Here is a 26,161-nt window from a genome sequence, read left to right on the forward strand (position 1 = left end):
GCTGATCGGTGCCGGCCTGCTTCTTGTCGCCCTAGCGGTCGGGATACCGACCGTGACCGCCGGGCCCGCGGTGGCAGCGGGGCCGACAGCGCCGCTCACCGTCGCCACAGCACAGCCGACACCGCTCGCGCAGCCGGCGCCGTCGGGTGAGCCGGCACCGCTCGCGCAGCCGGCACCGTCGGGTGAGCCGGCACCGCCAACCGGGCCGGTCAAGTACTACCAGGTCCAGCTCAGCTTCAACGGTGAGCCGGAGTTCCTGTTCGCGATCGCGGAGCGATTCCTCGGCGACGGCAACCGCGCCGTGGAGATCTTCGAGCTGAACGAGGGCCGGCTTCAGCCCGACGGCAACCGGCTGACCGACCCGGCGGTGATCTCACCGAACTGGATCCTGCAACTGCCCGAGGACGCCGAGGGCGAGGGGGTGGAGTTCGGTCCGCTGCCGACGGTAGCGGCACCGCCGACCGGTGGGCCTCAGGTCGGGTCGCCGCCGGCCAGCACCGCGCCGGCCGCCGACGCCCGGCAGGATGACAGCGGCGGCCTGCCGGTGCTACCGGTCACGCTCGCGGCCGTCGTACTGCTGCTGGCCGCCGGCGGCGGGTTCTGGTGGTGGCGACGTACCCCGGCTCGGTCGGCTGCCGGGGCGTCCGGGGGTGCGGCCACCACCGGCCCCGGTGGACCGGCACCGGGCGGGGACGACGCCCGCCCGGCAGCCGGTGGGGTGCTGGGCCGGCTGCGCCAGCGCAGGCCGGCTGCACCCGCCGACACCCGCTATCTGGACACGGCTGCCGGCTGGACGGTCGACCGGGCGCTGCGGGTGCTGGTGAGTGGCTGCGCACACACCAACCGGCCGGTTCCCCACGTGTACGGGGTGTCGCTCGACGACGAGCAGATCACGCTGCGGCTGTCGGTCGCCGACCCGCACCCGGTCGTGCCGTGGACGGCGGGAGAGTCCGGACGGGTGTGGACCGCGCCGCTGCGGGCGACGCAGGAGCTTCCGCTCCTGCCGGGGATCCCCGCGCCCTGCCCCCGGCTGGTCACCCTCGGCACCCATGACGGACGACGGGAACTGGTGAACCTCGGGGAGGCCGGTGGCGTCGTCAGCGTCGGTGGCGACCGTGCCGCTGCCCGGGCACTGGTGCTGGCGTGGGTCGCCGAACTCTCGGCGAGTCCGTGGGCGGACGGGGTCCAGGTGGTGATCGGCGGGATCCGTGAAGCGGCGACGAACGGCCGGATCCTGTCGGTGGGCAGCCCCCGCGAGGCGCTCGTCGAGGTCGACGCCGCGCTGACGCAGGCGCCGCAGGTCGCCGGGGTGCTGCTCCTCGCCTCGGCTCCGTCCGGCAAGGAGGCCGCCTGGGTGCAGGAACTGGTCGCCCAGGCGCACGCCCCCTGGGTGGTGGTGGTCCTCGGTCAGAGTCGTCAGGACCGGTGGCGGTTCACCGTCGGCCGGGACGGCCAGCTGGACACCGGGGTGCTCGGGATGACGGTGTACGCCGCCGCTGCCGCCGCCAACCGTCCGGCCCGGACCTGACAGGTCATGGCGAGCGCTGCGGTACGTCCGGCGGGCTCGCCCCGGATCCCGCCGTTCAGGCCGAGCTGGACCGTCAGAACCGGCTCGGCGCGCTGACCCCTGCTCGGTGTCCGCGCGCCGCCTCGTCCCAGCCTGCCATCGCGACATCGACGACGCCCTCGAGTTCGGCGGCGGTGGCACCGTCCCGGGCCTGCATCGACATTCCCTGCTGCACGGCGGCGACGAACCGGGCCAGCGACGCGGGATCGACCGTGTCGGGCAGGTCGCCGTCCTCGATGCCCCGCTCGATGCGCTGCCGGACGTCGTCGATGTCACGTCGCCGGCACCGGGCGAGGAAGCGGCTGACCTCGTCGGACTCTGGGACGCCGCCGATCGCGGCGAGCACCACGAGGCAACCTGTCGGACTGGCGGGGTCGGTGTAGGCGCGGGCGTTGTGCCGCAGCATCGCTTCGATGCACTGCCGGGCGCTGCCGGGACCGTTCAACGCCTGCTGGGGGACGAGACCCTCGGTGGCGTTGTAGAGATCGACAGCCTCCCGGAACAGCGACTCCTTGCTGGTGAAGGCCGCGTACAGGCTGGGTGAGGCGATGCCCATGGCGGCGGTGAGCTCAGCCATGGATGCTCCCTGGTAGCCACGTCGCCAGAAGACCTCCATCGCGCGCCGCAACGCCACGGCCCGGTCGAAGGTACGCGGTCTGCCGCGCTTCGCCATCCGCCTCTCGCCTCCTCCCACACGAGGATAGGTGGTGGCGTCTGACAACACCCTGCCGTGCCACCCATATCGCGCACGATGCTGATAAATGATATAAAAATCTCCAATAGCTACGTTGGAGGATCAAAATGGCCAACTTCCCCTCGCTCCTCCATCCCCTCATCGCAGCACCGATGGCCGGTGGACCCTCCACACCGCGACTGGTCGCGGCAGTCGGCCGGGCCGGCGCGATGGGCTTCCTCGCCGCCGGTTACAAGGAACCAGCGCAGGTCGACGATGAAATCCGACAGGTCCGCCAGCTCACCGACACCCCGTTCGGCGTCAACCTCTTCGCCTCCGACGAGACACACGTCGACCGGGCCGCGCTCGCCGCGTACGCGGCCTCGCTGCACTCCGACGCCGCCCGGCTCAACGTGCCACTCGGGCAGCCGAAAGCCGATGACGACCAGCTCGCCGAGAAGGTCGACCTACTCTGCGCCGAGCGGGTGCCGGTGGTCTCCTTCACCTTTGGTCTACCCACCGGCGCGATCGTCGAACGGCTGCAGGCAAGCGGTGCCTCCGTCCTGGTCACTGTCACCACGCCGGGTGAGGCCGTGACCGCCGAGGCGATCGGCGCCGACGCCCTCGTCGCCCAGGGCATCGAGGCCGGCGGGCACCGTGGCGGCTTCACGGATCACGACGGCGTGGGTGAGTACGGACTGCTGACCCTGCTCCGGCTTGTCCGCAACGCCAGCAGGCTCCCCGTGGTGGCGGCGGGCGGCCTCACCGACGGCGCGTCGGTCGCCGCCGTGTTGAGTGCCGGTGCGGTCGCTGCCCAACTGGGTACGGCGTTCCTGCGGTGTCCCGAGGCGGGGACGAATCCCCTGCACCGGGCAGAGATCGGTGGCGTGCAGGAGACCACCCTCACCCGCGCCTTCACCGGCCGACGGGCCCGAGCCATCGTGAACGGGTTCGTCCGACGGCACGCCACCGCCGCGCCACCGCCGGCGTATCCGCACATCCACCATCTGACGGCTCCGCTACGGCGGGCGGCGCTGGCCGCTGGAGATGCCGACAGCATCAACCTCTGGGCCGGTCAGGCCCACTCGCTGATCCGGGAGCTGCCCGCAGCCGACCTGGTGCACCGCATCGCCGAGGAGGCACGGTCGGCGTTGGCCGACGCACGCAGCCGGCTGTCCGACGGCTGATCCGCGCAGGATGTCCGGTGACCGACGGACCCGAGGGGGCGGTCCGCCGATCACCGGACGGGAGGAGTAGTTCAGTTCTCGACCAACCGCAGTCCGATGATGCCGGCCACGATCAACCCGAGAAAGAGCAGCCGCGCCGGGCTGAGGCTCTCCTGCATCATGACGACCCCGGCGATCACGACACCGACCGCGCCGATACCGACCCACACCGCGTACGAGGTGCCGACCGGCAGACTCTTCATCGCCCAGGCGAGCATGAAGAAGCTGAGCCCAGCGGTGGTGATCGCCAGCACCGACGGCCACAGTCGGGTGAACCCGTCGGTGTGTTTCAACGCGCTCGCCCAGACGACTTCAAGCAGTCCGGCCAGGATCAGCACCAGCCATGCCATAGCGTCACTCCTCGTCCAGGTCGCACTACATAGGCGTGATCCACGTCGGGTCAGGCGGCGAATCCACCATCGACCGAGATAGCGGTACCGGTGATGTACCTGCCGCCCTCTCCGGCCAGGTGGCTGACGGTCGCCGCGATGTCCGCCGGCGCGGCGTACTGGCCGACCGCGATGAAACTGCGCTCGTGGTCCGCGCCTTCGCCGTCGGCCGGGTTCATGTCGGTGTCGGTGGATCCAGGGTGGACGACGGTTGCCGTGATCCCCCGCGGACCCAGGTCTCGGGCGAGTCCACGGGTCAGTCCGATCAGTGCGCTCTTGGTCATCGCGTAGAGGGCGACCCCCGCGTACGGGACCCGTTCGGCGAAGCAACTGCCGATGCTGATGATCCGACCACCCTGCTTCATGTGGCGGACGGCCGCCTGGCTGGCCAGGAAGACGCCGCGGACGTGTACGGCCAGCGTGGCGTCCAGTTCCGCCAGTGTCACCTCGTCCACCTCGCCGTACGGGAACACCCCGGCGTTGTTGACCAGGATGTCCAGCCGACCCAGTTCGGCTGCGGTCCGGTCGACGGCACCGGTCACCGCGGCGGCGTCGCCACTGTCGGCACAGATGGCCAGGGACCGCCGCCCACTCGCCTCCACCTCGGCGACCACGGACTTGGCCCGATCCTCGGCGTTGCGGTAGGTGAAGGCGACGTCAGCACCGTCGCGTGCGAGCCGAGCGACGATCGCCGCCCCGATCCCCCGGCTGCCACCGGTGACGAGAGCGACCTTTCCCGCGAGTGCGGCCATGTCCATCCTCATTTCTGTATCGGTCGACACAATATTAGACAGCGTAGCGGAAACCTCAACCACCCGGGGGCGGAACGGCTTCGATGCCGTACCGCTCGGCGGCCAGGCGCATCGATCGCTCGACGTCCACCGCGAACTGCTCCGGTGGCGGCGGCGCCGACCCGTCGTCGGCCGGTGTCCCGCAGTCGACGAAGAACTGCTCGAACCCACCGGGAAGGAAGAAGAGCAGCATCTTCGCGTGGGAGTCGGAGATGTTGCGGAAGCGGTGCGGGCCGCCACGCGGCAGCCAGATGAAGGAGCCCGAGGTGGCGACCAGCTCACGCTCGTGGTCGGCGATCTCGAACCGTCCGTCCACGATGTAGAAGGCCTCGTCCTCCTTGTGGTGGATGTGCAGCGGCGGCCCGCTCTGCGGCGGCACGATCGCCTCCATGACGCCGAACGACCCGCCGGTGTCGCCGGCCGCTGCCTTGATCGTGTAGCGGTCACCGCTGAAGGCCCACACGCTGGGACCGGCACCGGGTGCGACGTAGCGGGCCTGCGGATAGCCCTGCTCGATGAAGCTCATGGTCAACCCACCCTCCGACGAGTACTGACCTCCAGCCTTCTCCGCAGGTCCCGCCCGGCATATCGCGTCTTTCGGCGATCTGTCCGCCAGGCAGGTACCTGGCCTCTCAGCACCTGTTCGGCCCATGAGGGCACCCCGGGTCGACTGGGCCACGACTACCGCGACAACGTGAGGCGACATCACGTAAAGACGTGATGTCAGGCCGGCGGCGGCAGTGGAGTCTTGCCGACGACCACCCGGACGGGTGGTGATCGAGTTCAGCCAACCCGGAGGTACACCCAGTGAGTGCACTCTCGCGCCGGTCGGTCCTTACCGGATCAGCCGCGCTCGGTGGCACCCTCGCCGCCACTCAATTGGGCATGAATCCCAGCCACGCCATACCGGCGGACCAGCGGCCGGGGACGCTGCCGGAAGCTCAGGTCGTCCCGCGCGGCGACCGACGGCACTCCGGTCTGTCCCGCGGACAGAACCAACGTTTCGTCAGCGACCCCGACTACGTTCGGCTGCCGCGGTCCACCTCGGAGGTGGTCGGTGCCGTCACCCGCGCGGTCGCTGAACGGCGACGTCTGACGGTCCGCAGCGGCGGTCACTGCTACGAGAACTTCGTCGACAACCCCGAGGTGCGGGCGATCGTCGACATGACCGAGATGCGGACGATCGCGCACGATCCGACTCGTGGAGCCGTCATGGTCCAGGCCGGTGCGACGCTCGGCGAGGTCTACTACGCGCTGTTCCGCCGCTGGGGAGTCACCCTGCCCGGCGGATCCTGCTACACGGTCGGCATCGGCGGCCACGTCAGCGGTGCCGGGTACGGTCAGATGGGCCGGCTACAGGGCCTGATCGTCGACCATCTGCAGGCGATCGAGGTCGTCACGGTGGGCCGCGACGGCCGTGCCCGACCGATCGTCGCCTCCCGGGATCCCGCCGATCCGCACCACGATCTGTGGTGGGCGCACACCGGAGGAGGCGGCGGCAGCTTCGGGGTCAGCACCCGCTACTGGTTCCGGTCACCCGACGCGGTCGGTAACCACCCGTCCCAGTTCCTGCCGGCCCCGCCGTCCGACGTGTGGATCTGCACGGTGACCTGGGACTGGGCCGACTTCGACCGGGAGTCCTACGGCCGGCTGCTGGACAACTACGGCCGGTGGCACGAGCTGAACAGCGATCCCGCATCGCCGTACGCCGGGCTGTTCGCCCGGCTGGAGCTGACCACCCGACCCAACGGCAGCTTCAGCATGATCGTGCAGATGGACGCCACCCGACCCGACTCCCGGCAGCTACTCGAACGATTCATCGCGGCGGTCAACGACGGGGTGCAAGCGTTCGGGACCGTCGGTCAGTTGCGCCGGCTCCCCTGGCTGCACGCCACCGGTTGGCCCGGGCTGTGGATGAGCAATCCGACTGACCGGTACAAGTACAAGTCGAGCTACCAGCGACGCGCGTTCTCGCCGGGCCAGGTCGACGGCTTCTGGCGAGTGCTGTCCGGGACGAGCTACGACAACCCGGGCTGGGTCGTCTCCATCGCCTCGTACGGCGGTCGGATCAACACGGTGTCGCCGACCGCCACCGCGACACCACACCGGGACTCGGTCCTCAAGCTGCTCTGGGGCACCGCCTGGACCGACGCCGCCGACGATCAACGACACCTGGGCTTTCTCAGCGAGTTCTACCAGGCGGTGCACGCACACACCGGCGGCGTGCCGGTGCCCAACGAGGTGACCGACGGCTGCTTCATCAACTACGCCGACGTCGACATCAGTGACCCGGCACAGAACACCTCGGGTGCGGCCTGGCACGACCTCTACTGGAAGCAGAACTATCCTCGGCTGCAGCAGGTCAAGGCACGCTACGACCCGAACAACGTGTTCCGGCACGCACAGTCGGTCAGGCCGGCCGGCTCCTGAGCACGCCAGCGACGGCACCGTCGTCGGCGCGGGTGGCGGCGTCGCCACCCGCGCCGACGACGGCGACGCCACAGCGCCGCAGTACGACGCCGACGATCTCGGCACTGGCACCCAGGTAGCGGCTGGGGTCCAGCAGTTGCTCCCAGCCGCCGGCCTCCGCCACCGTGGCCTGCACCGATGCGGTCTGAAGTTCCGGGTCGTCCACCAGTACGTCGCCGAAGTCGCGCCCCTGTCGGACGGCCGAGCGGGCGATCCGGCCGAGCAACTTCTTCACCTCGCCGCGATCGAGCACCTGCGACAGGACGGCATTGATCCGCTCGGCGACCACCGCTCCCCCAGTGAGCGTCAAGTTGTGCCGCATCCGGTCAGCACGTACCTCCAACCCGCCGAGTAGTTCCCGGGCCGTCGCGCTGGCGCCGGCCGTCAGCCGCAGGCATTCCCGCATCGGGTACCACTCCGCGTGCCACCCGCCAGCCGACCGTTCATCCTCGGCGAGCAGGCACTGATGCAGAAGCATGGCGTGCGCCGGTACCTGACGCGCCGCGCTGACGATGAGCGTGGCCAGGACGGGATTACGCTTCTGCGGCATCGCCGACGAGACGCCCCGACCGGCGCGGGCCGGTTCCGCTACTTCACCGACCTCCGTACGGGCCATGCCCTGCACATCGATCGCCACCTTGCCGAGAGTGCCGGTGACCAGGCTGGTCACCGCCCCGATCCCGGCCACCGGAGCCCGCAACGAGTGCCACGGCACCACCGGGGCGGTCATGCCCAACTCCCGGGCGAACGGTTCCACCAGCGATAGCGGCGAATCCGTCGGCGGCACCCCGGCCAGCGCCGCGTACTCGGCGTACGCGGCGAGGGTGCCGGCCGCGCCACCGAGCTGCACCGGTAGTCCGGTGGCGAGCACCGCGTCCAGACGTTCGCGAGCGTCCAGGACCGAGTTGCACCAGCCCGCCGCCTTGACGCCGAAGGTGATCGGCACCGCGTGCTGGGTCAACGTACGGCCAGCCATCGGCGTCAACCGGTGGTCGGCGGCGAGCGCGGCCGACGCCACCACGATGGCGTCGAGGTCGGCACGGACGACCCGCAGCACCCGGCCGGCGATGAGCATCGTCGCGGTGTCCAGGATGTCCTGGCTGGTGCCGCCCCGGTGCACGTACTCGGCGGCCGCCGGGTCGACGGCGCGTACCTGGTTGGTGAGCGCCTCGACGAACGGCACCACCGGGTTGGCCGCTCCGCGCGCGGCGGCCGCGAGCGCGGTGACGTCCAACGCGGTGTCCGCCGCTGCGGCGACCACCGGGATCACCCACTGCGGAACGATCCCGAGGTGGCACTGGGCGCGCAGCAGGGCGACCTCCACCTCGGCCATGGCCCGCACGTACGCCTCGTCGGTGAGCAGGTCGGCGGCCGACGGTCCGGCCCACACCGGTGCCAGCAGTCCGGCGTCGACGCCGGCCCCGGTCGGCGGCTGCCCGCTCATCGGGTGCCGCCGCCGGTGCTCAGCGCGGGCGTCCGGTTGGCCGCAGTGGTCGGCAGCCAGGCAAGCGGGATGTGCTGGTGCAGGTAGAACGGGCTGGACCGACGGGCCTGCCGCGGTGGTCCGGCGAACGCCAGACAGGCTCGCGCGATGGCGTCCGCATCGGCCAACGTCACCGAGTCCACCCCGGGACGGATACCGGCGGCGGTCACCCAGTGCACGGTCTCGGTCGGTACGCCGAACGCGAACCGCCGTGGGTGGCTCCGCCCCTCTGCGTCGACCAGGCGGTACGGTCGCTGGCTGACCCACATGCCGCCCGTCTCGTAGTCGTCGCCGGTCGGGTCGGGGATGCGGTACGGCCGGCAGCCACCCCTCCGGCGCAGGTCGACGGTGAGGGGGTCATCGGTACGGCGTACGTCGAACTCCGGCAACCGGGCCTCGATGAGCCCGGACACCGATGTCGCCGGCTCCGGGACGGCCTGCGACCAGACCTGGAAGACCTGCGCGTCGGTGGCCACCCGCATCCCGGGCCCGAGGACACGCAGTACGCCTGACTCGATCAGCGCGATCATCTCCGCGATCCGCCGGGCCGGCGGTCCGATGGAGACGAAGGCGTTCAGTGGGGTGTACCAGCCGACGAGTTCGTCACGGTAGGAGCTGCCGGCGAGGCCACCGTGGTCCACCACCAGCCGTACCTCGTTGCGTAGGTCTCGCATGGCGTCGAGGGCAGACTTGAGCGGGCTGTCGACGTTGCCGCGCAGTGCCTCGCGCAGGTCCGCACGTAGGTGGTCGAGCAGCCAACGTTGGTAGTGGTCACCGGTGGCGAAGTGTCGTGTCCCGTACGGTGTGCTGATCCGCTGCCAGTCCCACCACTGGGAGCGGTCGACGCCGAAGCGCCCCAGCAGTCGCCGTACGGCCAGTTCGTCGTTGGCCCACCGGACGAACTCGCGCTGGAACCGCGCCGCGACATCGACGCCCCGACTGGCCTTGATCAGGGCGTGGTAGTAGACGGCTTGGACCTCCCGCGAGATCAACGGCCAGACTTCGGTGGCGAAGCGGGGCGGGTCGCCGGCGCGCGAGCGCCATCGCCACCGCCGGATCACGTCCCCGGTCAGGAACAGCGGCTGGTGGCGTTCGGCGACGCCCTTCTGGTTCTCGCCCCGCGCGTGGTAGGGCACTCCGCGCCGCGACCCGGCGTACAGCCGCGGCTCCTGGCCGGAGGGCAGGTACCGGAGCTGGTCCGGCGAGCCGGTGAACCGGCCGCCTCGGCCTTCACAGAGCAGGGTCAGGTAGTCGAAGAAGTTGAGCCCCATTCCGCGCAACGCGATCGCCTGCCCGGGCGCGATGTCGTCGAGCCGTACCTCCGCGGGACTGCTCGGCGGTTGGTAGTACAGCCGGTGGCGGGTAGCGTGCGCCGCGAGCCGCCGGTGCTCCGGCTCGGCCGGCATGGACAGGTGGCCCTGGGCGAGGACCACCGCGTCCAACCGGTCCAGGCGGGTCCCGCCGGCCAGTACGGCGACCTGGCGGCCGTCGGGGCCGTCGTCGAGCCGTACCACCCGGTCGACGTGCCGGCGGATGAGAATCCGCGGGTCCGCGGTGGCAATGATCCTGGCGAGCACCCAACGCAGGTAGTAGCCGTACAGGGCACGGGAGGGATAGTCGTTCGGCCCGAGCGACCGGGCCTGCGCGAGAATCTCCGCCGGGTACCCCTCGGCTGGGTCGATGATCGCCAGTGCCCGCGCCCATTCGTCGAGGCGTGGCCCCGGTCGCACCGGGCCGACGCAGGTGACGCTGTCGTCGGTGAACAGGCTGATCTGGCAGGCGATCGTGTTCATCAGCAGGGACCGCGCCTGATCGGTGCGCCAGACCTGGCTACCCTGGTCGATGAATGGATCAACGATGTCGATCTCCACCCGGCTCTGTGGCCAGTCTGCGAGGTTGGCGACGATACGCTCAAGAGTGGCCAGATTCCGGGGTCCGGCACCGATCAGGCACAATCGCAGCACGCAATCTTTTCCGGCCATGGGATCCCTCACTGGTTCGCCGAGGCATTGGCGTCGAGGACCCAAGTAGACGTCGACGACAAACGGTCAGGCATCACGTCAACACGGGATATCGACGTACGTCCTTGTGAGATCACACACGTACGGCCACCGTGAGCCGATGATCCTCCTAAGTAGCGGATCGATTTCTCTCGGTATAGAATTGCCCACGGCTGGCCATCACCGCGTCGGCAGGGTGCCGTCATCCTCCGCACCAGAGCAGGCGTGCTTCGTTTTGTGTTACACCACACCCGACGCCTCACTCCGCGCACCGGGAGGGTTCGTACGTGTCTGTGGGAGAAAGCCCTGCGCACTATCCGCACGTGGTAGCCGCGATGACTACCAGAGCTGGCACGCAGCCCGTCCCGGAGATGATCGGCAACCGCATGATCGGACCCGTGGGTGAGGGCTACCCGGGCCTGCGTGCCGGCACCGTCCGCCGGCACGGCGCACTCGTCACCGGCCACCGGCTGTTCGCGCCGCCGCTGGTGGGTCGCGCCGACGTCCTTCTCGACCTGCATCGCGCACTGATCGAAACGGCGTCCGGCGCGGGCGGGTGCATCGTGGTCCAGGGCAGCGCAGGAATCGGCAAGAGTCGGCTGCTGGACGCCGCCGCCGTCGAGGCTCGCGCGCTGGGCATGGCGGTCGCGGTCGGCCGGGCGACGGCGCTCGACCGCGCCGCGCCGCTGAGCACGATGCGGTCGCTGTTACAGAACGCGCAACCACCCGGTCTCGACCTGATCACCGCCAGCGACCGCGGCGTCAATCCGCTGTGGCTGGTCGATCAGATCGCCGAACAGATCGAGCAGTACGTACGGCGGCAGCCGATGCTCGTCTGCCTGGACGACGCTCACCTCTGCGACGAGCTGACCTCCCTGGCTCTGCGCATCCTGGTGCCCGAGCTGGCCTCGTCCCCACTGACCTGGCTGCTGTCGCGCCGGCCCGCCGCGGTGCGCACCTTCGGGCAGGATGCCATCGACTGGTTGATCGGCGAAGGTGCCCGCGCCCATGATCTGGAGCCGCTGAGCAAGGAGGCGGTCACGGACTTCTGTGCGAGCATGCTCGGAGCCGCCCCGGACGACTCGGTCGTCACGATGGCCGAACGCGGGGACGGCAACCCGTTCCTCCTCGAACAGCTCCTGTCCACCCTGCGCGACACCGGGCAGCTCACCGTCACCAATGGCGTCGCTACGCTGGTCGGCACCGAGTTGACGGCCGACTTCCTCAGCGCGGTCGACCTGCGGCTGCGCGACCTACCCGAGCTGACCCGGCGGATCCTCGACGCGTCCTCCGTACTGGGCCGCCCGTTCACCGTGCACGAGGTGGCGGGCCTGGTCGGTCGTTCGGCGATCGAGCTGCTCCCGGCCATCGACGAGGCGGTCTCCGCCGCACTTCTCGAGGCGGACGGCACCGAGTTGCGCTTCCGCCATGACCTGATCCGCGAAGCGCTGTACGGCCAACTCTCCGAACCGGTCCGGCGGGTCCTGCACCGGGAGGCCGCGACCGTGGTGCAACGGGAGGGACGCTCCGCCGTCGAGGTCGCCGAACACCTGGTACGGGGCGGACACGCCGGCGACGGGCAGGCCCTCCTGGTGCTCCGCCAGGCAGTCGCCCAGATCGCTCCGACCGCACCGAACACGGCCGCCGACCTCATCCTGAGGATGCTCGACCTGATCAACCAACACGACCTGTCCCGTCCGCAACTGGTCGCCGAGGCGGTGCGGCTGCTCGCCCTGGGCGGCCGGATCAGCGAAGCGATCGCGCTGGGCGAGGCCACCTTGCACACCGGGCTGGATTCGGCGCAGGAGGCGGCGCTGCTCCTCGGACTCGCCGAGGCCCTGCACGTCACCGGGCACAGCGGTGATGTCGTCAACTACGCCTCACGGGGCATCGGCCGGGCCCGGCCCGGTGACCCGGTCCGGGCCGAACTGCTCTCCGTACAGGCGTATGCGCTGCTCGACACCGGCGACATCGCGGGCGGAGACAACGCCGGGACCGAGGCCGCGGCGCTCGGCGCCGCCACGGGCGCCTACGGTGCCCTGGTGTGCGGCACAAGTGCCCGCTCGATCGCGGCAAGGATGGTCGGCAATCTGCGGGCCGCCGTGGGCTACGCCCGCGACGCCGTACGGATAGCCGAACAGGTCGGTGGGGAGGCCCGCCGCCGACATCCGCGCCTGTGGCTGGCCGCCGCACTCACCGCGGTCGACGAGTTCACCGAGGCCGAGGCCCTGTTCACCCACGATCAACGCGAGTCCGACAGCCTCGGCACTGCCTGGACCCAGCCCCGGTGGTACTACCACCGGGCGACCATGCTGGCGCTGAGCGGACGCCTCGACGATGCCGTGGCCGAAGCCGAGGCAGGCGCCCGAGTCGCCGAGCAGCTCGCCGCGCCGGCGTTGAGCCTGCCGCTGCTCACCCTGCTGGCCAGCCTGTCGATCCACCGCGACGACCTGGCCGGCGCGCGGGACCGTCTCGGCCGGGCACACGAAATCGTCGCCGCTGGCGACGTACCGGTACCAGCGGACCTGACCTGGACGGTCGCCCAGTTCCAGATCTCCTGTGGAGAGTCGGCCAGCACGGCGATCGCGCCGATCGTCGCCGCGCTCACCGACGACCAGGTGCTGCTGCGGATGCTGGCCCGCCGACCGTGTGCCGCGCCTCAGCTGGCCCGGCTGGCCCGAGCCGCCGGCGCCGACTCCCTCGCCGCCGCCACCGTCGAGACCGCCCGCCAGCTGGCCCGCCGCAACCCGGACATCCCGTCGCTGGTCGGGACCGCCGAGCACGCTGCGGGCATCATCCACGATGATCTCGGTGCGCTGCGCCGGGCCGTGCACACCCTGGAACAGAGTCCGAGGGTGATGAGCCGGGCCGCCGCGATGGAAGACCTGGCAGCGCACGAGGACGTCAACGTTCGCCGGGACGACGCGGTGCGACTGGTCGAACAGGCCCTGGCGATCTACCTTTCGTGCAACGCCGTCCGGGACGCCGCGCGAGCCCAGAAGATTCTTCGCGAGCTGGGGGTACGCCGTCGGCAGCGGCAGGCCAACGCGACGAGTGGCCAGGGCTGGGGCAGCCTGACCGCGTCGGAACTGCGGGTCGTCCGGCTGGTCGCCGAAGGTCTGACGAACCGGCAGGTGGCCGCCCAACTGTTCGTGTCACCCCACACCGTCGACAGCCACCTGCGCCACAGCTTCAGCAAGCTAGGGGTGACCAGTCGGGTCGAACTGACCCGGCAGGTCCTGCTCCACGACCGGGCCGCAGGTGCCACGACCGGCGACGACTGACCGTGCCGCCGCCGGCCAGCGGCTCACTTCGCCGGCGTCGGCCAGATGCCGTGCCTCGGCCGCCACCCCAGCTCGCACCGGGCACGCGCGCTGCTGACGCGCTGAGAGGGCAGCTCCGACCGGCCGGCCGGGTCACGACGCGGCCGGCCCGCGCCCACCAGCCGGGCCACGGTGTCCAGGTAGTCCGCGACCCGGACCGGATCGGCGCAGACGTTGCAGACGAGCCCGGCGGCTCCGGCACGGACCGCCGCCGAGACCGCCGCCGCGTAATCACGCACGTGCACCATCGACACGAACGACCGACCGTCGCCGGCCACCGGCAGTCGCCCCGCACGCAGTGCGGCCACCTGAGCGTCCTGTAGGGTTCCCGGCCCGACGAACCGCCCGCCGCGCAGCACCGTCCACGCCAGTTCGTCCGGGCGGTGTCGGGTCACCGCCGATTCCATCGCGACCACCGGGTCGACCAGGCCGGCCCGGGCGGGGTCAGGGTCGAACGGTGCGGACTCGTCCAGCCATCGGTCGCCGCCATCGGCGTACACCATGGAGATGCTCATCTGGACGAGCCGGCGCACGCCGATGTCGCGTACGGCGTCCAGCAGGACCCGCGTACCGTCCCGGCGTAGTTGGGTGTTCAGCTGCCAGGCACCCGGTGCCGTCGGGTCCGCCGGGACCGCCGAGGCCAGATTCACCACCACGTCGTGTCCGGCGAGTCGGGTCCGCAACAGCTCCGGGGTGCCCGGCGCCACGAGGCTGGCGCGCACCCGGTCCACCTCGTCCGGTAGCCACCCCCATCGGTCACCGGGAGACATGACGGTGACCCGGTGACCCTCCTCGATCAGCATCGGCACCAGGTGCCGGCCGAGCAGGCCCGTACCGCCAACCACGAAGGCCTTCACGGTGCCGCCTGTGAGATCACCGACCGGTCGTCCGGTCGGCGCAGCCGGTCGGCCAGCTCTGCGGCGTACCCCGCGAAACTACGTGCGGGCCGGCCGGTGAACCGCTGCACGCTGTCGGTGACCCGGTCCGCCTCACCCCGCCGATAGCTCTGGTAGAGCTCGAGCCGGGCCGAGATCGCCCAGTCCGGCACGCCAGAGCGGCGCATCAGGTCGGCGGCGGCCGGCATGCTGAGGTCCCAGTGCCGGATGGGCCTGCCGGCGACGGTCGACAGCACCTGCGCCACATCCGGATAGCTCAGTGAGACCGGCCCGGTCAGGTCGTGACTGCCGGTAGGAAGGCGAGGTGCGGTCAGTGCCGCGGCGGCGACCGCCGCGATGTCCCGAGCGTCGATCATGCTGACCCGCGCGGCACCGGTCGGCAACGGGACCGCGTCGAACTGGTCGATCGCCGGCAGCCACTGCCCGGCGTTCTGCATGAAGGCGTTCGGCCGCAGCACCACATGGGCGACGCCGCTACGGCGCAGCCATTCGTCGGACCGACCGTGCTCACGGTGTACGCGGGCGACCGCCTGCGGATCCGCACCGAACGCGGACAGCTTGACGACGGCTTCCACCCCCGCCCGGACGGCCTCGTCGATGATCGCGATCTGCAGCGCGTCCTGCCCCGGAACGAACGGGGTGAGCAGAAACAGCCGCTGTACACCGGCGAGCGCGCGGCGCACCTGTCGGGGGTCGGTGATGTCGACGGGCACGACCTCGGCCTGCCGGCCACGTGGGTCGGCGGCAACCGCCCCGGGTCGGACCAGCAACCGCAGCGCGGCGACGCGGTCGGCCAACTCTGCGACGAGCGCCCGGCCGACCGTGCCGGTCGACCCGGTGACCGCGATCATCACCGGACTCCGGCCGGCGCGTCGAGCGCCCCCGCGCCGGCCCGGGCCAGATCGGCGGCCAGCCGGTCGGTGAGCGCCGTCTCAGCGAGCAGCTCACCCAGCACCGGAGCCAGCTTGAACAGATTGTGACCGGTCAACGCGGTGACACCCGGGGTGTGCCAGGCGTGGAACGCGTCGCTGCCGGCCGGCAACTTGGTCATCGTGCAGACCCGGACCCCGACCGGCCGGGGGTCCAGTCCCGGTAGCGCACGGCGAACGTAGTCGCCGACCCGTCGGACGTGTTCGTCCATGCTGCGCCCGGGCGGCAACGCGCCGGCTGGGGTCAGCGGAATGTCCACGTCGTCGCCGATGAGACCGAGGACGTACCGACCGGTGCTGCCGATCGGTGAGCCGTAGACCGTCTCGCCGTACCGGCCGGACCGGTCGACCCAGCAGGGCAGTGGGCCGCCCCGGTGTTCGTCGCGTACCTCGTAGTGCGGCCGGGCGTGCAGGGCGACCTGCAGCGGTACGTCGAACTCGACCCCGGCGGCGATCCGGGGCGTCGCGGTACCCGCGACGATGACCACGTGGCGGGCCCGGTGGATGGCGTCGGCGGTGTGGAACTCGACCCCTCGGCCGGCGACCGGAATGGTCACCGCGTGCACCTCGGCGGGGACGATCCGGTCCCGGACCCAGCCGGAGAGCGCGTCGATCACCCGGCGGGCGCGGATCGCGCCGGCACCGGGGTCGATCAGCAGCGGGCCGTCGACCGGGGCCAGCGGGCCGAAGAACTCCCGGTGCCTCTCGGCGGGGACGAACGAGTGCGGAACGCCGTGCGCCACCAGGCCCTTGACGTCGCTGTCGGTCATCCCGGCGTAGACCGCCCCTTCCTGGCCGACCATTCGCCGACCGCTGCGCCGTTCCCACTGGCGGAACCCTTCCCTGGCCTCGACCGCGAGCTGGACCACCAGGTCGTTGTCGTGCCGGTGGCGGAAGGTCCGGGTCAGACCGCCGGACTGCGCCTGTCCCGGCGGCCGGCCGTCGAAGCAGAGCACGTCGACGCCTCGGCGGACCAGCGCGTCGGTCGTCGCCAACCCCAGCACGCCGGCGCCGATCACCGCCACGTCGATAGCGCGTCCCAATGTCGTCATTGCAGGCCCTTCCCTCTACCGCGGTCGCTCACTTCTCGAGGCAGAACTCGGAGATCGGGTGGCCGACGTGGCGGTCGGCGACCGGCAGGTAGCCGAGCAGCCGGTCACCGGGGCGTAGTTCGGTGCTGTTGAGCACCGCACCGCCGGGGCCGAGCACCCGGACGTGCCAGTCGTCCTGCAGGATCAGGTTGACCTCGGTGCCGTCGGCAGCGACCGCGTCGACCGAGATCAGCGGACGGCTCTCGATCTTGACCCGGCCGACCGTGACGGCCCGGGCCCGGCCCTTGACGTCGACCGCGAGCACCTTGCTACCCGCCATGAGCTCGCTGAGGTAATTGGTGCGGCCGCCGACCGAGAGGGTGTAGGAATGGATGGCTCCGGCGTTGACTCGGAACGGCCGGGTCGGCATGTACGGCAGCGGATGGGTCTCGCTGACGCACAGCACCATGCCCTTGGAGTGGGATCCCACCAGAATCCCCTCGTCCTTACCGAAGTAGGTGCAGGTGTCCACGCATGCGCGTTCACCCATGCCGACGTGCGCGGTACGCACCACCTCGAGTTCGACGAGATCGAGGTGCTGGACCTGGTCGGTGGCCGCGCGGGCGAGCGCGGTCGTCTGGCCCACCTCCGTCGGCGCGAGCAGAACCCCGTCCGAGCCGTGTTCCAGCACGCCGAAGACGATCTCCGCCTCCTCGATGTCGGCGACCGTGGTGATCATGCTGCCGTTGGCACCCGCGCTCGCCGCGATCACGATCTCCAGAGGGATCTTCGTCGGGTCCTTGAAGTGCAGCAGACACCACCGGTCGGTGCGGGCCGCCGCGCAGGCCAGGTCTAGCGTCGGAGCGTCGACGATCTCCACGTACCGGCCGAACTCGACGTCCGGATGGCGACCGGCCAGCTCGGCCGGGTGACCGTGTACCTGCGGGTCGACGATCACGACGTCCACGCCGGTGAGGTCGGACGGGAGTTCACCCGCCGGGACCAGCACCTTGCGGATCGTGGGCGGCAGTTCGGCAAGGTCGGCGACGCTGTCCGCGACCACCGCGTCCACCCGCTGGTGGATCGCCTCCTCCACGACGGCGGCACGGATACCGGCCAGGCCACGGACATCGATCCAGCAGAGCTTGCTCACGAGTTTCCTCCTCAGAATCGCCTTGGTGACAGGTCAGGACTGGGACTTACCGTGATCGACGCGACGGTGATCGCACCCTCGACGTCCGCCGCCGGTCACCTGCCGACGGCATCGAAAGCGGACCGGACGGTGCCGGTTCACACGGGCGCGAGGATCTCGTCCCGTACGGCGACCCTGCCCGGATGCACGAGCGCGACCACCCGACGGGCCTGCCCCGAGGGATCCGGGGCCTGGAAGATGTTTCGGCCCATCGCGAGTCCGGCTGCCCCGGACCGCATCACCGCTTCCACGTAGCCGGCCAGCTCCGGCCACCCGTCGCGGACGCCTCCTCCGGCGACCACCACCGGGATCGGGCAGTCCGCGACCACTTCGGCCATCGCGCCCGCGCTGCCCGCGAACGGGACCTTGACCAGGTCGGCGCCGAGGTCGGCGGCGAGGGTCGCGGCGTGCGCCACCAGTTCCGGTGCGTGCGGGTCGTCGATGCGCGGACCCCGGGGGTACATCATGGCGAGCACCGGGACACCCCACCGATCCGCTTCCTCGGCCACGGTCGCCAGGTCGGCGAGTTGCCGCGCCTCCTCCCGTGAGCCGATGTTGACGTGCACGCTCACCGCGTCGGCGCCCCGGCGTACCGCCGCCGAGACACTGGCCACCAGGAACTTCGCATCAGGGTCGGCCGCATGCCGGGTACTTGCACTGAGGTGCACGATCAGCGCCGTCGTTCCGAACGCTGCCGGGTCCACCGCGCGGACGCTGCCCCCGTGCAGCACGACCGCGTCCACACCGCTGTCGGCCAGCCCGGCGACGAGCGGACCGAGCCGGTCGGCGCGCATCAGTGGGCCGTCGCTGACGGAGTGATCCAGTGGAACCACGAGGAGCCTGCCGTCACCGTGTCTGGTGAGCCGCCGGAGTCTCAGTTGGGTCCCGAACGACCGGAGGACAGCCATGATGCGTTCCCTTCTGGGCGTACGGCGCGACGGTCGTCACGCCAGGGTCAGCGAGCCGGTCGGGATCTCCGGCCGGTCCAGGTTCAGACGCCGGTGCAGCGCCGCAGCAGCAGCGACGAGTCGGTCCCGTGGTACGACAGCGGTGATCCGCAGCTGGGTGGCAGCGATCAGACTGACTGGAACGGCCTGCTCGGCGAGCACGTCGAGCATCGCTGCGGCGTTCTCCGGACGGCTGAACAGACCTGCGCCGACCAGTGACAGCTTCCCCACCGACGGATCCATCGTGTACCGCGCGTCGGCGCCGATCGCCGAACTGCCCAGGGCGTCGGTCGCGTCCGGCACGTCGCTACGCCGGATGGTGAAGCGCATCGACCGACCAGTGCCACCGCCCGACTCGGGCAGGGTGACCATGTCGACCGGCACCGACGCCGCAGCGAGCACGCCCAGTACGTACCGGGCGAGGTCCGGGTTGTCCCGCATCGGCTCGATCCGCACGAGCGCGGCGTCGGGGTCGTGGGTCACCGCAGTGACGAATCCATCGTTCTCCATCATTGCTGGATCGCTCCGTCCGAGAATCGTGGTGCCTGGCTGGCGCGACATCGAGTTGCGTACCACCAGGTCCATCCCGCGGGCCGCCGCCAGTTCGACGGCCCGGCAGTGCAGCACCCGGGCACCGGCGAAGGCCATCTCCGCCATCACGCCGACGCCGACCGTGTCCAGGACACGGGCCTGCGGCACGATCCGGGGGTCCGCGGTGAAGACACCCTCGACGTCGGTGTAGATCTCGCAGCTGACAGCGTCGAGCGCAGCGGCCAGGGCGACGGCGGTGGTGTCCGAGCCACCTCGCCCGAGGGTCACCACGTCACCGTCGGGCGTCATTCCCTGGAACCCGGCGACCACCACGACCTTCCCGGTGGCCAGATGGCGGCGGATCCGCTGGTCGTCAACCTCGGCGATCATCGCCGTACCGTGCCGTCCGACGGCCGAGATGCCGCCCTGCGCGGCGGTGAGCGAGATCGCCGGCATCCCCCGGTCCTGCAGAGCCAGGGCGACCAGGGCCGCCGCAGCGTTCTCACCGGTGACCAGCAGTTGGTCCAGTTCCCGCCCGGAACGGATCATCGCCACCTCGGCCGCTTCGGCGATCAGCCGGTCGGTGGACGCACCTCTGGCCGACACCACGACGACCGTGGCGAGGCCGTCCCGGCGGCACTCCGCCACCCGGCCGGCCACCGATCTGATCTGCGCACTGCTGGCCAGGGAGGTTCCGCCGTATTTTTGCACCGCAATTTTCATGACATCGCCAATCAGAGCAGGAGCGGTGACCGCCACCAATACTCGGACACCAACGAAGTGGACCACATCACGCGATCACCTGACATACATCTTCGTCATTGCAAATAGCGCTAGGAGCAACAACGAGAAGCGGATCCCGCAAACGCGCCATGGACAGGATGATTGGGCCCGGGAAGAATCATCGCAACGACGTTCCCACGGGAATGCACAACAAGACAGGGAGGAAGAGCAATGAGCAACGTGGTAGGACCGAACTTTCTGACTCTGCAGGTCCGCGATCTGGAAAGGTCCCGCACCTTCTACCGCGACATCGTCGGCTTCGTGCCCGGCGAGTCGAAGGTGCCGACCGCCGCCGTATTCGAGGCGGATCCGATCAACCTCGCACTCCGGCAGACCTCGATCGACCTCGACTCGGTCTCGCAGCTCGGCTGGGGTGTGGTGATCTGGATCAAAGCGAAGGATCCGGACGGCCTCGCCGCGCACCTGCAGCAGAACGGCGTCACGCTGACCAAGCCCCCGTGCGACGGATTCTGCGGCCGGGAGTTCCAGTTCCGCGACCCGGACGGGTACGAACTGACCGTCTACGAGGGGTGACCCGCGGGACCAGCCGATCAGAGGTGGACGATGAACCCTCCTGACGTACTGCCCAGAATCACCGTCGACGTGTCCGCGCGGATCCCGCTCTCCGTACGGCTCAGGCTCGCGGTCGACCGCGACCTCGGCGTGGGCAACTTCCTTGACCGGGTGTGCGCGCACACCCGGCGCTCCGACCGGCCGTTCCTCTTCGCTCAACGGCCTGCTTCCCACCCGGCCGGACCGGTCGAACCGTTCAGCCTGGACAAGTTGACGCGGACACGTGATGCGTACGCTGCCTGGTATCACACGGCCGGAGTCGGCAAGGGCGACCCGGTTGCGGTCTACGTCGACAACGGCATCGACCCGTTCCTGCACTTCCTCGCGGTCAGTTCCCTCGGGGCGGTGGCGGCGTTGATCAACGGCCGGATGCCCGCCCCGGTCGCGGCCGAGTACATCACCCGCATCGGCGCCGTCGGCGTCGTGGCCACCGCCGATCGGCTGGACGCGCTACGCCGACACGGCATCGGTACGCGGTGGATGGCGGACCACGACGAACTGTCCACCGTCCCCATGACCAACGCCCTTCCGCCCCGCTACCCGTATCCGCATGCCGACGATGACCCCGTCATGCTGTGCCACACCTCCGGCACGACCGGGCCGCCGAAGGCCGCCACCTTCGGCCACCGCCAGTTCTTCCTCGGAAAGCGACAACGGCTCTGGAACTTCCCGGCGGCCAGCCGAAACCGGCTGCTGTCCGCCCTGCCGCAATCACACTCGGCCGGGATCAGCTACCTGATGACGGCGACCCTGCTGGGCCTGCCCACGCTGGTGATGGCGGATTCCAGCGGCCAGGCGGTACATCAGGCCATGGCCGCGTTCCGGCCGTCGATGGTGGTCGCGTTCCCTGAGACGTACGCCGAGTTGGCCGAGATGTCACTCGACCCCTCCGCCACCACCGACATACACACCTGGATCAACACCGGCGACTCGGCCCACGAGGCGCACATCCGCGCGCTGATCCGGCATGGACGCCGGCCCGGTCGACGAGGTGGACGCCCCGGCTCCCGCTTCGTCGACGGGCTCGGCTCGTCGGAGATGGGTATGGCACTGTTCCGCAAGGTCAGCGAGCCGGAGAGCGCGGACTACGGCAGATGCGTCGGCACCCCGATCGGGGTGGTCCGCGAAGCGGCTGTCCTGGACGACGCAGGACGGCTCCTCGGCCCACACCAACCTGGTCGGCTCGGCGTGCGCACCCCGACCCGGACAGCCGGCTACTGGAACGACTCCGCGACCACCAACCGGTCGTCGATCTCCGGATACTGGTTGACCGGTGACGTCGTCTACCGCGACGAGACCGGCAAGTTCTACCACCTGGACCGGGTGCCCGACGTCATCCACACCAGCGGCGGGCCGGTCTACAGCCTGCCGTTGGAGGAGGCCATCCTGGTGGGCTGCCCGCAGATCGCCGACTGTGCGGTGGTGGCGGTCAGGGCACCGGGCCCGGAGACCGGGGACGTGCCGTTCGCCGCGGTCAAGCTGGCCCCCGGTGCGGCGGAACCGGACGACCTGCTGGCGACCGTGAACTCCGCACTCGCGGCACGGGATCTACCGACGCTGCGGGCGGTCGCGGTCGCCACCGATCCGGCCGACTTCCCGACCGGCCCGACCGGCAAGGTCTTGAAGCGTCAATTGCGGCAACGATTCAGCGCTGTACTGCAACAACCTGTGACCTGACGGAGCCGCCCGGCGGCGTACCCGGCGCCGGGCCGGCCTGTCCCACCAACCACAAGGAAGGTTCCGATGACCTCGCAAGCTGATGCCGCCAACTGGCCGACGTACGGCCGCGACGACATGCCGGGCAGTGACGCCATCACGTTGCACCACGGAACGAACGCGCCCGCCCCGGTCCGCATGTACGAGATGCTCTACAGCTCACTGGTCAGCCAGCTGCTCGTCGCGGTCGCTGACATCGGCGTGGCTGATGCCTTCGGCAGTCTCGAGGAGCACTGCCACGTCGACGAACTCGCCCGACGGACCGGCAGCGACGCCGCCGCGCTGTACCGTGCGCTGCGGGCCCTGGCCAGCGTCGGGGTGTTCACCGAGGTCGCACCGCGCACCTTCCGACTCACTCCGCTGGCCGCCACACTGCGCAGCGACGAGCACGGATCCATGCGCGACCTCGCCCGCTACGTCGGGCTACCGGAACGGCAGCGGGCATTTGGCGCGCTGGCCCACAGCCTGCGGACCGGCAAGCCCTCGTTCGACCAGGTGCACGGCACCGACTGGTGGACCTACTTCGGGGCCCGACCCGAGCTGTCCGCACTGTTCAACCGGGCGATGGGCACGATGGCTCGCATGGTCAACTCGGCCACCCTGGAGGCGCATGACCTGTCCGACGCCCGCCGGTTGGTCGACGTCGGCGGCGGCAAGGGTCTCCTGGTGTCGACCCTGCTGCAGCGTTACCCCAAGCTGACCGCGGTGGTATTCGACCAGCCGGCGGTGGCTGCCGAGGCGGCCGAGGTGCTGGCCGCCGCCGGGTTGCAGGACCGGTCCGAGTGTGTCGGCGGCGACTTCTTCACCTCGGTGCCGGCGGACGGCGACGTCTACGTGCTGTCGTGGACGATCCACGACTGGAACGACCGGGACGCCATCGCGATCCTGCGTAACATCCGGTCGGCGATGCGCGAGGACGGCCAACTCATCGTCATCGACGAGGTGCTGCCTGAGGGCGACGCACCGCACTTCGGCAAGTTCGAGGACATCGTCATGTTGTCGCTGCTCAACGGTCACGTCCGCACCGAGCCGGAGTTCGTACGATTGTTCGAGGCCGCCGGGCTGCGGCACAAGGAGACGCGGGGAACCCCCGCGCCCACCAGCGTGATCGTCGCGGTGCCGGCCTGATCCGTCGGCCCGCGCAGTCTGCGGCCGGCCGCCGCACCCGCTGGTGGCCGCCGCGCCCCCGTTCAGACAGGAGTCGCCATGCCCTACCACCGTCTCTTCACCTCCGAGTCTGTGACGGAGGGTCATCCGGACAAGATCGCTGACCAGATCAGTGACGGGATTCTTGATGCGTTGCTGGCGCAGGACCCGCGGTCGCGGGTCGCTGTGGAGACGTTGATCACCACCGGTCAGGTGCATGTGGCCGGGGAGGTCACCACGCAGGCGTACGCCGATATTCCGGCGATCGTGCGGGAGACGATCCTGGGGATCGGGTACGACTCGTCGAAGAAGGGGTTCGACGGGGCGTCGTGCGGGGTGAGTGTGTCGATCGGTGCGCAGTCGCCGGACATCGCGCAGGGGGTGGACACGGCGATCGAGTTGCGGGTCGGTGAGTCGGCCGATGACGCGTTGGACGCGCAGGGCGCGGGTGATCAGGGCATGATGTTCGGGTTCGCGTGTGCGGAGACGCCGGAGCTGATGCCGTTGCCGATCGCGTTGGCGCATCGGTTGGCGCGGCGGTTGTCGGCGGTGCGTAAGGATGGGACGGTGCCGTATCTGCGGCCGGACGGTAAGACGCAGGTGACGGTGGAGTACGACGGGTGGCGTCCGGTGCGGTTGGACACGGTGGTGGTGTCGAGTCAGCACGCGGCGGACATCTCGTTGGAGTCGTTGTTGACGCCGGACGTGCGTGAGCATGTGATCGGGCCGGAGTTGGAGGGTCTTGGTCTGGATACGGAGGGTTACCGGTTGTTGGTGAACCCGACGGGTCGGTTCGAGATCGGTGGTCCGATGGGTGACGCGGGTCTGACCGGTCGGAAGATTATTGTGGACACGTACGGTGGGTATGCCCGGCATGGTGGTGGGGCGTTTCGGGCAAGGATCCGTCGAAGGTGGATCGTTCGGCGGCGTACGCGATGCGGTGGGTGGCGAAGAACGTGGTCGCGGCGGGGTTGGCGGAGCGGTGTGAGGCGCAGGTGGCGTATGCGATCGGTAAGGCGCATCCGGTGAGTTTGTTCGTGGAGACGTTCGGTACGGAGACGGTGCCGGTGGAGCGGATCGAGCGGGCGGTCGGTGAGGTGTTCGATCTGCGGCCGGCGGCGATCATCCGGGATCTGGATCTGTTGCGGCCGATCTATCGGCCGACGGCGGCGTACGGGCATTTCGGTCGGGAGTTGCCGGAGTTCTCGTGGGAGAGCACGGACCGGGCGGCGGATCTGAAGTCTGCCGCTGGCGCCTGATCCCAGCGGTGTCGTCGGGTGGCGGGCCGCCCGCCGCCTGCCCGACCGGGCAGCCAGGATTGGTCGTCGGCGCCTCTGGGCAAGACCTCTGGAACGCAGGAAACCGGAGGTCACGGCGATGTCAACAGAACGGCGAACAGAGCCGGCGGGCACCGGGCCGCGTCCGGCCCCACCGGACGTGACAGGCACTCCGCCGCGTCCGGTGGGGCCGGACGAGGGCCCGGACAGCCCGACCGCTCTCAGTGGCTCCTCATGGTGGGCGGCCGTCCGCCGGACGGTCCGGGAGTTCACCGCCGACGCCATCCCCGACCTGGCCGCCGGACTCACCTACTACGGCGTACTGTCGATCTTCCCAGGGCTGCTGGTCCTGGTCGCGGTCCTCGGGCTGCTCGGCGACGGCGCCACCGACGACGTCCAAGGAGTGATCGGCGAGATCGCTCCCGGCGAGATCGGCGGTTTCCTCGACCAGGCGATCGACCAGGTCCGGGACAACGGTGGTACGGCAGGACTCGTCGCGATCGTCGGTCTGCTCGCCGCGTTCTGGTCGGCCTCGAGTTACATCGGCGCGTTCATGCGGGCCGCCAACGCCATCTACGACGTTCCGGAGGGTCGGCCGATCTGGAAGACCCTGCCGATCCGGCTCGGCGTCACCGCCGTCATCGGGGTGATGCTGATCGCCAGCGCGTTGATCGTGGTGTTCACCGGGGAACTCGCCACACAGGCGGGCAAACTGCTCGGCGTCGGGCCGGCGGCGGTCGCCGGGTGGGACATCGCCAAGTGGCCGGTCCTGGTGGTGCTGGTCAGTCTGATGTTCTCGATCCTGTACTGGGCGACGCCGAACGCCCGGCACGGCGGGTTCCGCTGGATCAGTCCGGGCAGCGTCCTGGCGGTGCTGCTCTGGCTGCTGGTCTCCGCCGCGTTCGCGTTCTACGTCGCCAACTTCGCGTCCTACAACGAGACGTACGGCACCATCGCCGGGGTGATCGTCTTCCTGGTCTGGCTGTGGCTGACCAACATCGCGATCCTGCTCGGCGGTGAAGTCGACGCCGAACTGGAGCGTGGCCGGGCGATCGCCGCCGGGCATCCCGGGGACCGCGAGCCCTACCTGCAGCTGCGCGACACCCGCACACTCGTTCCCCGGCAGCGACCGGCCGGTGAGCCGGACTGACCAGCAGGTGGCCGCGCCGACCCCGGCTGGTCAGTCCGTGGCACCCGCCGGTCAGTCCGTGGCATCGGG

20 protein-coding genes and 1 pseudogene are annotated in these 26,161 nt (G+C 70.2%); 9 read left to right on the forward strand and 12 right to left on the reverse strand.

What is annotated here, in order from left to right; genetic code table 11:
* Positions 1-52: 52 nt before the first annotated feature.
* A complete protein-coding gene (locus O7623_RS13320; protein WP_282228935.1) occupies positions 53-1,528 on the forward strand; it encodes a hypothetical protein in 1,476 nt (491 codons plus the stop codon).
* A gap of 73 nt (positions 1,529-1,601) precedes the next feature.
* On the opposite strand, the gene O7623_RS13325 is transcribed toward O7623_RS13320, so the two are convergent.
* Entirely contained in the window at positions 1,602-2,240 is a 639-nt protein-coding gene (locus O7623_RS13325) for a TetR/AcrR family transcriptional regulator (protein ID WP_282228936.1), read from the reverse strand.
* Positions 2,241-2,368: 128 nt separating this feature from the next.
* On the opposite strand from O7623_RS13325, the gene O7623_RS13330 reads away from it, so the two are divergent.
* Positions 2,369-3,427 (forward strand): nitronate monooxygenase, encoded by a 1,059-nt coding sequence (locus O7623_RS13330; protein ID WP_282228937.1) that lies wholly within the window; start codon positions 2,369-2,371, stop codon positions 3,425-3,427.
* 71 nt (positions 3,428-3,498) lie between these two features.
* On the opposite strand, the gene sugE is transcribed toward O7623_RS13330, so the two are convergent.
* Genes sugE through O7623_RS13345 form a run of 3 tightly spaced genes read right to left on the reverse strand, consistent with a single transcriptional unit; the run spans position 3,499 to position 5,172 of the window.
* Positions 3,499-3,816: a quaternary ammonium compound efflux SMR transporter SugE gene (gene sugE, locus O7623_RS13335; RefSeq protein WP_282228938.1), complete on the reverse strand. Its 318-nt coding sequence runs from the start codon at positions 3,814-3,816 to the stop codon at positions 3,499-3,501.
* 50 nt (positions 3,817-3,866) lie between these two features.
* Positions 3,867-4,607 (reverse strand): SDR family oxidoreductase, encoded by a 741-nt coding sequence (locus tag O7623_RS13340; protein ID WP_282228939.1) that lies wholly within the window; start codon positions 4,605-4,607, stop codon positions 3,867-3,869.
* 55 nt (positions 4,608-4,662) lie between these two features.
* Complete coding sequence (locus tag O7623_RS13345) at positions 4,663-5,172, reverse strand: cupin domain-containing protein (protein ID WP_282228940.1); 510 nt, start codon at positions 5,170-5,172, stop codon at positions 4,663-4,665.
* Positions 5,173-5,531: 359 nt separating this feature from the next.
* On the opposite strand from O7623_RS13345, the gene O7623_RS13350 reads away from it, so the two are divergent.
* On the forward strand, positions 5,532-7,076 hold the full coding sequence (locus tag O7623_RS13350; RefSeq protein WP_282228941.1) for an FAD-binding oxidoreductase: 1,545 nt from the start codon (positions 5,532-5,534) through the stop codon (positions 7,074-7,076).
* Here the strand turns inward: O7623_RS13350 and O7623_RS13355 are convergent.
* Together O7623_RS13355 and O7623_RS13360 are read right to left on the reverse strand one after the other, a co-directional pair.
* On the reverse strand, positions 7,057-8,559 hold the full coding sequence (locus O7623_RS13355) for an adenylosuccinate lyase family protein (RefSeq protein ID WP_282228942.1): 1,503 nt from the start codon (positions 8,557-8,559) through the stop codon (positions 7,057-7,059). The genes O7623_RS13350 and O7623_RS13355 overlap by 20 nt on opposite strands.
* A complete protein-coding gene (locus tag O7623_RS13360) occupies positions 8,556-10,580 on the reverse strand; it encodes an FAD/NAD(P)-binding protein (RefSeq protein WP_282228943.1) in 2,025 nt (674 codons plus the stop codon). The genes O7623_RS13355 and O7623_RS13360 overlap by 4 nt, the downstream gene beginning before the upstream one ends.
* 404 nt (positions 10,581-10,984) lie before the next feature.
* Here O7623_RS13360 and O7623_RS13365 point away from each other — a divergent pair, with 404 nt between their 5' ends.
* A complete protein-coding gene (locus O7623_RS13365; RefSeq protein ID WP_282228944.1) occupies positions 10,985-13,882 on the forward strand; it encodes a LuxR C-terminal-related transcriptional regulator in 2,898 nt (965 codons plus the stop codon).
* Between the two features lie 23 nt (positions 13,883-13,905).
* Here the strand turns inward: O7623_RS13365 and O7623_RS13370 are convergent, their stop codons facing one another.
* From O7623_RS13370 to O7623_RS13395, 6 genes are all read right to left on the reverse strand, one after another.
* Positions 13,906-14,778: an NAD(P)-dependent oxidoreductase gene (locus O7623_RS13370; RefSeq protein WP_282228945.1), complete on the reverse strand. Its 873-nt coding sequence runs from the start codon at positions 14,776-14,778 to the stop codon at positions 13,906-13,908.
* Complete coding sequence (locus O7623_RS13375) at positions 14,775-15,668, reverse strand: NAD(P)H-binding protein (RefSeq protein WP_282228946.1); 894 nt, start codon at positions 15,666-15,668, stop codon at positions 14,775-14,777. Before O7623_RS13375 ends, O7623_RS13370 begins: the two co-directional genes overlap by 4 nt.
* Positions 15,668-16,798, reverse strand: coding sequence for an FAD-dependent oxidoreductase (locus tag O7623_RS13380; RefSeq protein ID WP_282228947.1), 1,131 nt, complete (start codon positions 16,796-16,798; stop codon positions 15,668-15,670). Before O7623_RS13380 ends, O7623_RS13375 begins: the two co-directional genes overlap by 1 nt.
* 28 nt (positions 16,799-16,826) lie before the next feature.
* Positions 16,827-17,930, reverse strand: a complete 1,104-nt coding sequence (locus O7623_RS13385) for a 3-dehydroquinate synthase II (protein ID WP_282228948.1) — start codon at positions 17,928-17,930, stop codon at positions 16,827-16,829.
* 137 nt (positions 17,931-18,067) lie between these two features.
* On the reverse strand, positions 18,068-18,877 hold the full coding sequence (locus O7623_RS13390) for a 2-amino-3,7-dideoxy-D-threo-hept-6-ulosonate synthase (RefSeq protein ID WP_282228949.1): 810 nt from the start codon (positions 18,875-18,877) through the stop codon (positions 18,068-18,070).
* A 36-nt stretch (positions 18,878-18,913) separates the two neighbouring features.
* Entirely contained in the window at positions 18,914-20,170 is a 1,257-nt protein-coding gene (locus tag O7623_RS13395; RefSeq protein WP_282228950.1) for an aspartate kinase, read from the reverse strand.
* Between the two features lie 231 nt (positions 20,171-20,401).
* Here O7623_RS13395 and O7623_RS13400 point away from each other — a divergent pair, with 231 nt between their 5' ends.
* The 5 genes and pseudogenes from O7623_RS13400 (at position 20,402) to O7623_RS13420 (ending at position 26,092) form a co-directional block, all read left to right on the forward strand.
* Positions 20,402-20,764, forward strand: coding sequence for a VOC family protein (locus O7623_RS13400; protein WP_282228951.1), 363 nt, complete (start codon positions 20,402-20,404; stop codon positions 20,762-20,764).
* A 30-nt stretch (positions 20,765-20,794) separates the two neighbouring features.
* On the forward strand, positions 20,795-22,480 hold the full coding sequence (locus tag O7623_RS13405; protein ID WP_282228952.1) for a class I adenylate-forming enzyme family protein: 1,686 nt from the start codon (positions 20,795-20,797) through the stop codon (positions 22,478-22,480).
* Between the two features lie 66 nt (positions 22,481-22,546).
* A complete protein-coding gene (locus O7623_RS13410; RefSeq protein WP_282228953.1) occupies positions 22,547-23,647 on the forward strand; it encodes a methyltransferase in 1,101 nt (366 codons plus the stop codon).
* Between the two features lie 78 nt (positions 23,648-23,725).
* Positions 23,726-24,924, forward strand: a pseudogene (gene metK / locus O7623_RS13415) (methionine adenosyltransferase).
* A 202-nt stretch (positions 24,925-25,126) separates the two neighbouring features.
* On the forward strand, positions 25,127-26,092 hold the full coding sequence (locus O7623_RS13420; RefSeq protein WP_348775144.1) for a YihY/virulence factor BrkB family protein: 966 nt from the start codon (positions 25,127-25,129) through the stop codon (positions 26,090-26,092).
* Positions 26,093-26,161 lie beyond the last annotated feature (69 nt).

The organism is Solwaraspora sp. WMMD791 (genome assembly GCF_029581195.1).
In the GTDB taxonomy this organism is placed as follows: Bacteria; Actinomycetota; Actinomycetes; order Mycobacteriales; family Micromonosporaceae; genus Micromonospora_E.

What these genes read in the sequence shown, in the direction of transcription:
- O7623_RS13325 (WP_282228936.1), bottom strand. Translation starts at nt 2,240, where the DNA reads ATGGCGAAGCGCGGCAGACCGCGTACCTTCGACCGGGCCGTGGCGTTG.
- O7623_RS13330 (WP_282228937.1), top strand. Translation starts at nt 2,369, where the DNA reads ATGGCCAACTTCCCCTCGCTCCTCCATCCCCTCATCGCAGCACCGATG.
- sugE (WP_282228938.1), bottom strand. Translation starts at nt 3,816, where the DNA reads ATGGCATGGCTGGTGCTGATCCTGGCCGGACTGCTTGAAGTCGTCTGG.
- O7623_RS13340 (WP_282228939.1), bottom strand. Translation starts at nt 4,607, where the DNA reads ATGGCCGCACTCGCGGGAAAGGTCGCTCTCGTCACCGGTGGCAGCCGG.
- O7623_RS13345 (WP_282228940.1), bottom strand. Translation starts at nt 5,172, where the DNA reads ATGAGCTTCATCGAGCAGGGCTATCCGCAGGCCCGCTACGTCGCACCC.
- O7623_RS13350 (WP_282228941.1), top strand. Translation starts at nt 5,532, where the DNA reads ATGAATCCCAGCCACGCCATACCGGCGGACCAGCGGCCGGGGACGCTG.
- O7623_RS13355 (WP_282228942.1), bottom strand. Translation starts at nt 8,559, where the DNA reads ATGAGCGGGCAGCCGCCGACCGGGGCCGGCGTCGACGCCGGACTGCTG.
- O7623_RS13360 (WP_282228943.1), bottom strand. Translation starts at nt 10,580, where the DNA reads ATGGCCGGAAAAGATTGCGTGCTGCGATTGTGCCTGATCGGTGCCGGA.
- O7623_RS13365 (WP_282228944.1), top strand. Translation starts at nt 10,985, where the DNA reads ATGATCGGACCCGTGGGTGAGGGCTACCCGGGCCTGCGTGCCGGCACC.
- O7623_RS13375 (WP_282228946.1), bottom strand. Translation starts at nt 15,668, where the DNA reads ATGATCGCGGTCACCGGGTCGACCGGCACGGTCGGCCGGGCGCTCGTC.
- O7623_RS13380 (WP_282228947.1), bottom strand. Translation starts at nt 16,798, where the DNA reads ATGACGACATTGGGACGCGCTATCGACGTGGCGGTGATCGGCGCCGGC.
- O7623_RS13390 (WP_282228949.1), bottom strand. Translation starts at nt 18,877, where the DNA reads ATGGCTGTCCTCCGGTCGTTCGGGACCCAACTGAGACTCCGGCGGCTC.
- O7623_RS13395 (WP_282228950.1), bottom strand. Translation starts at nt 20,170, where the DNA reads ATGAAAATTGCGGTGCAAAAATACGGCGGAACCTCCCTGGCCAGCAGT.
- O7623_RS13400 (WP_282228951.1), top strand. Translation starts at nt 20,402, where the DNA reads ATGAGCAACGTGGTAGGACCGAACTTTCTGACTCTGCAGGTCCGCGAT.
- O7623_RS13405 (WP_282228952.1), top strand. Translation starts at nt 20,795, where the DNA reads ATGAACCCTCCTGACGTACTGCCCAGAATCACCGTCGACGTGTCCGCG.
- O7623_RS13410 (WP_282228953.1), top strand. Translation starts at nt 22,547, where the DNA reads ATGACCTCGCAAGCTGATGCCGCCAACTGGCCGACGTACGGCCGCGAC.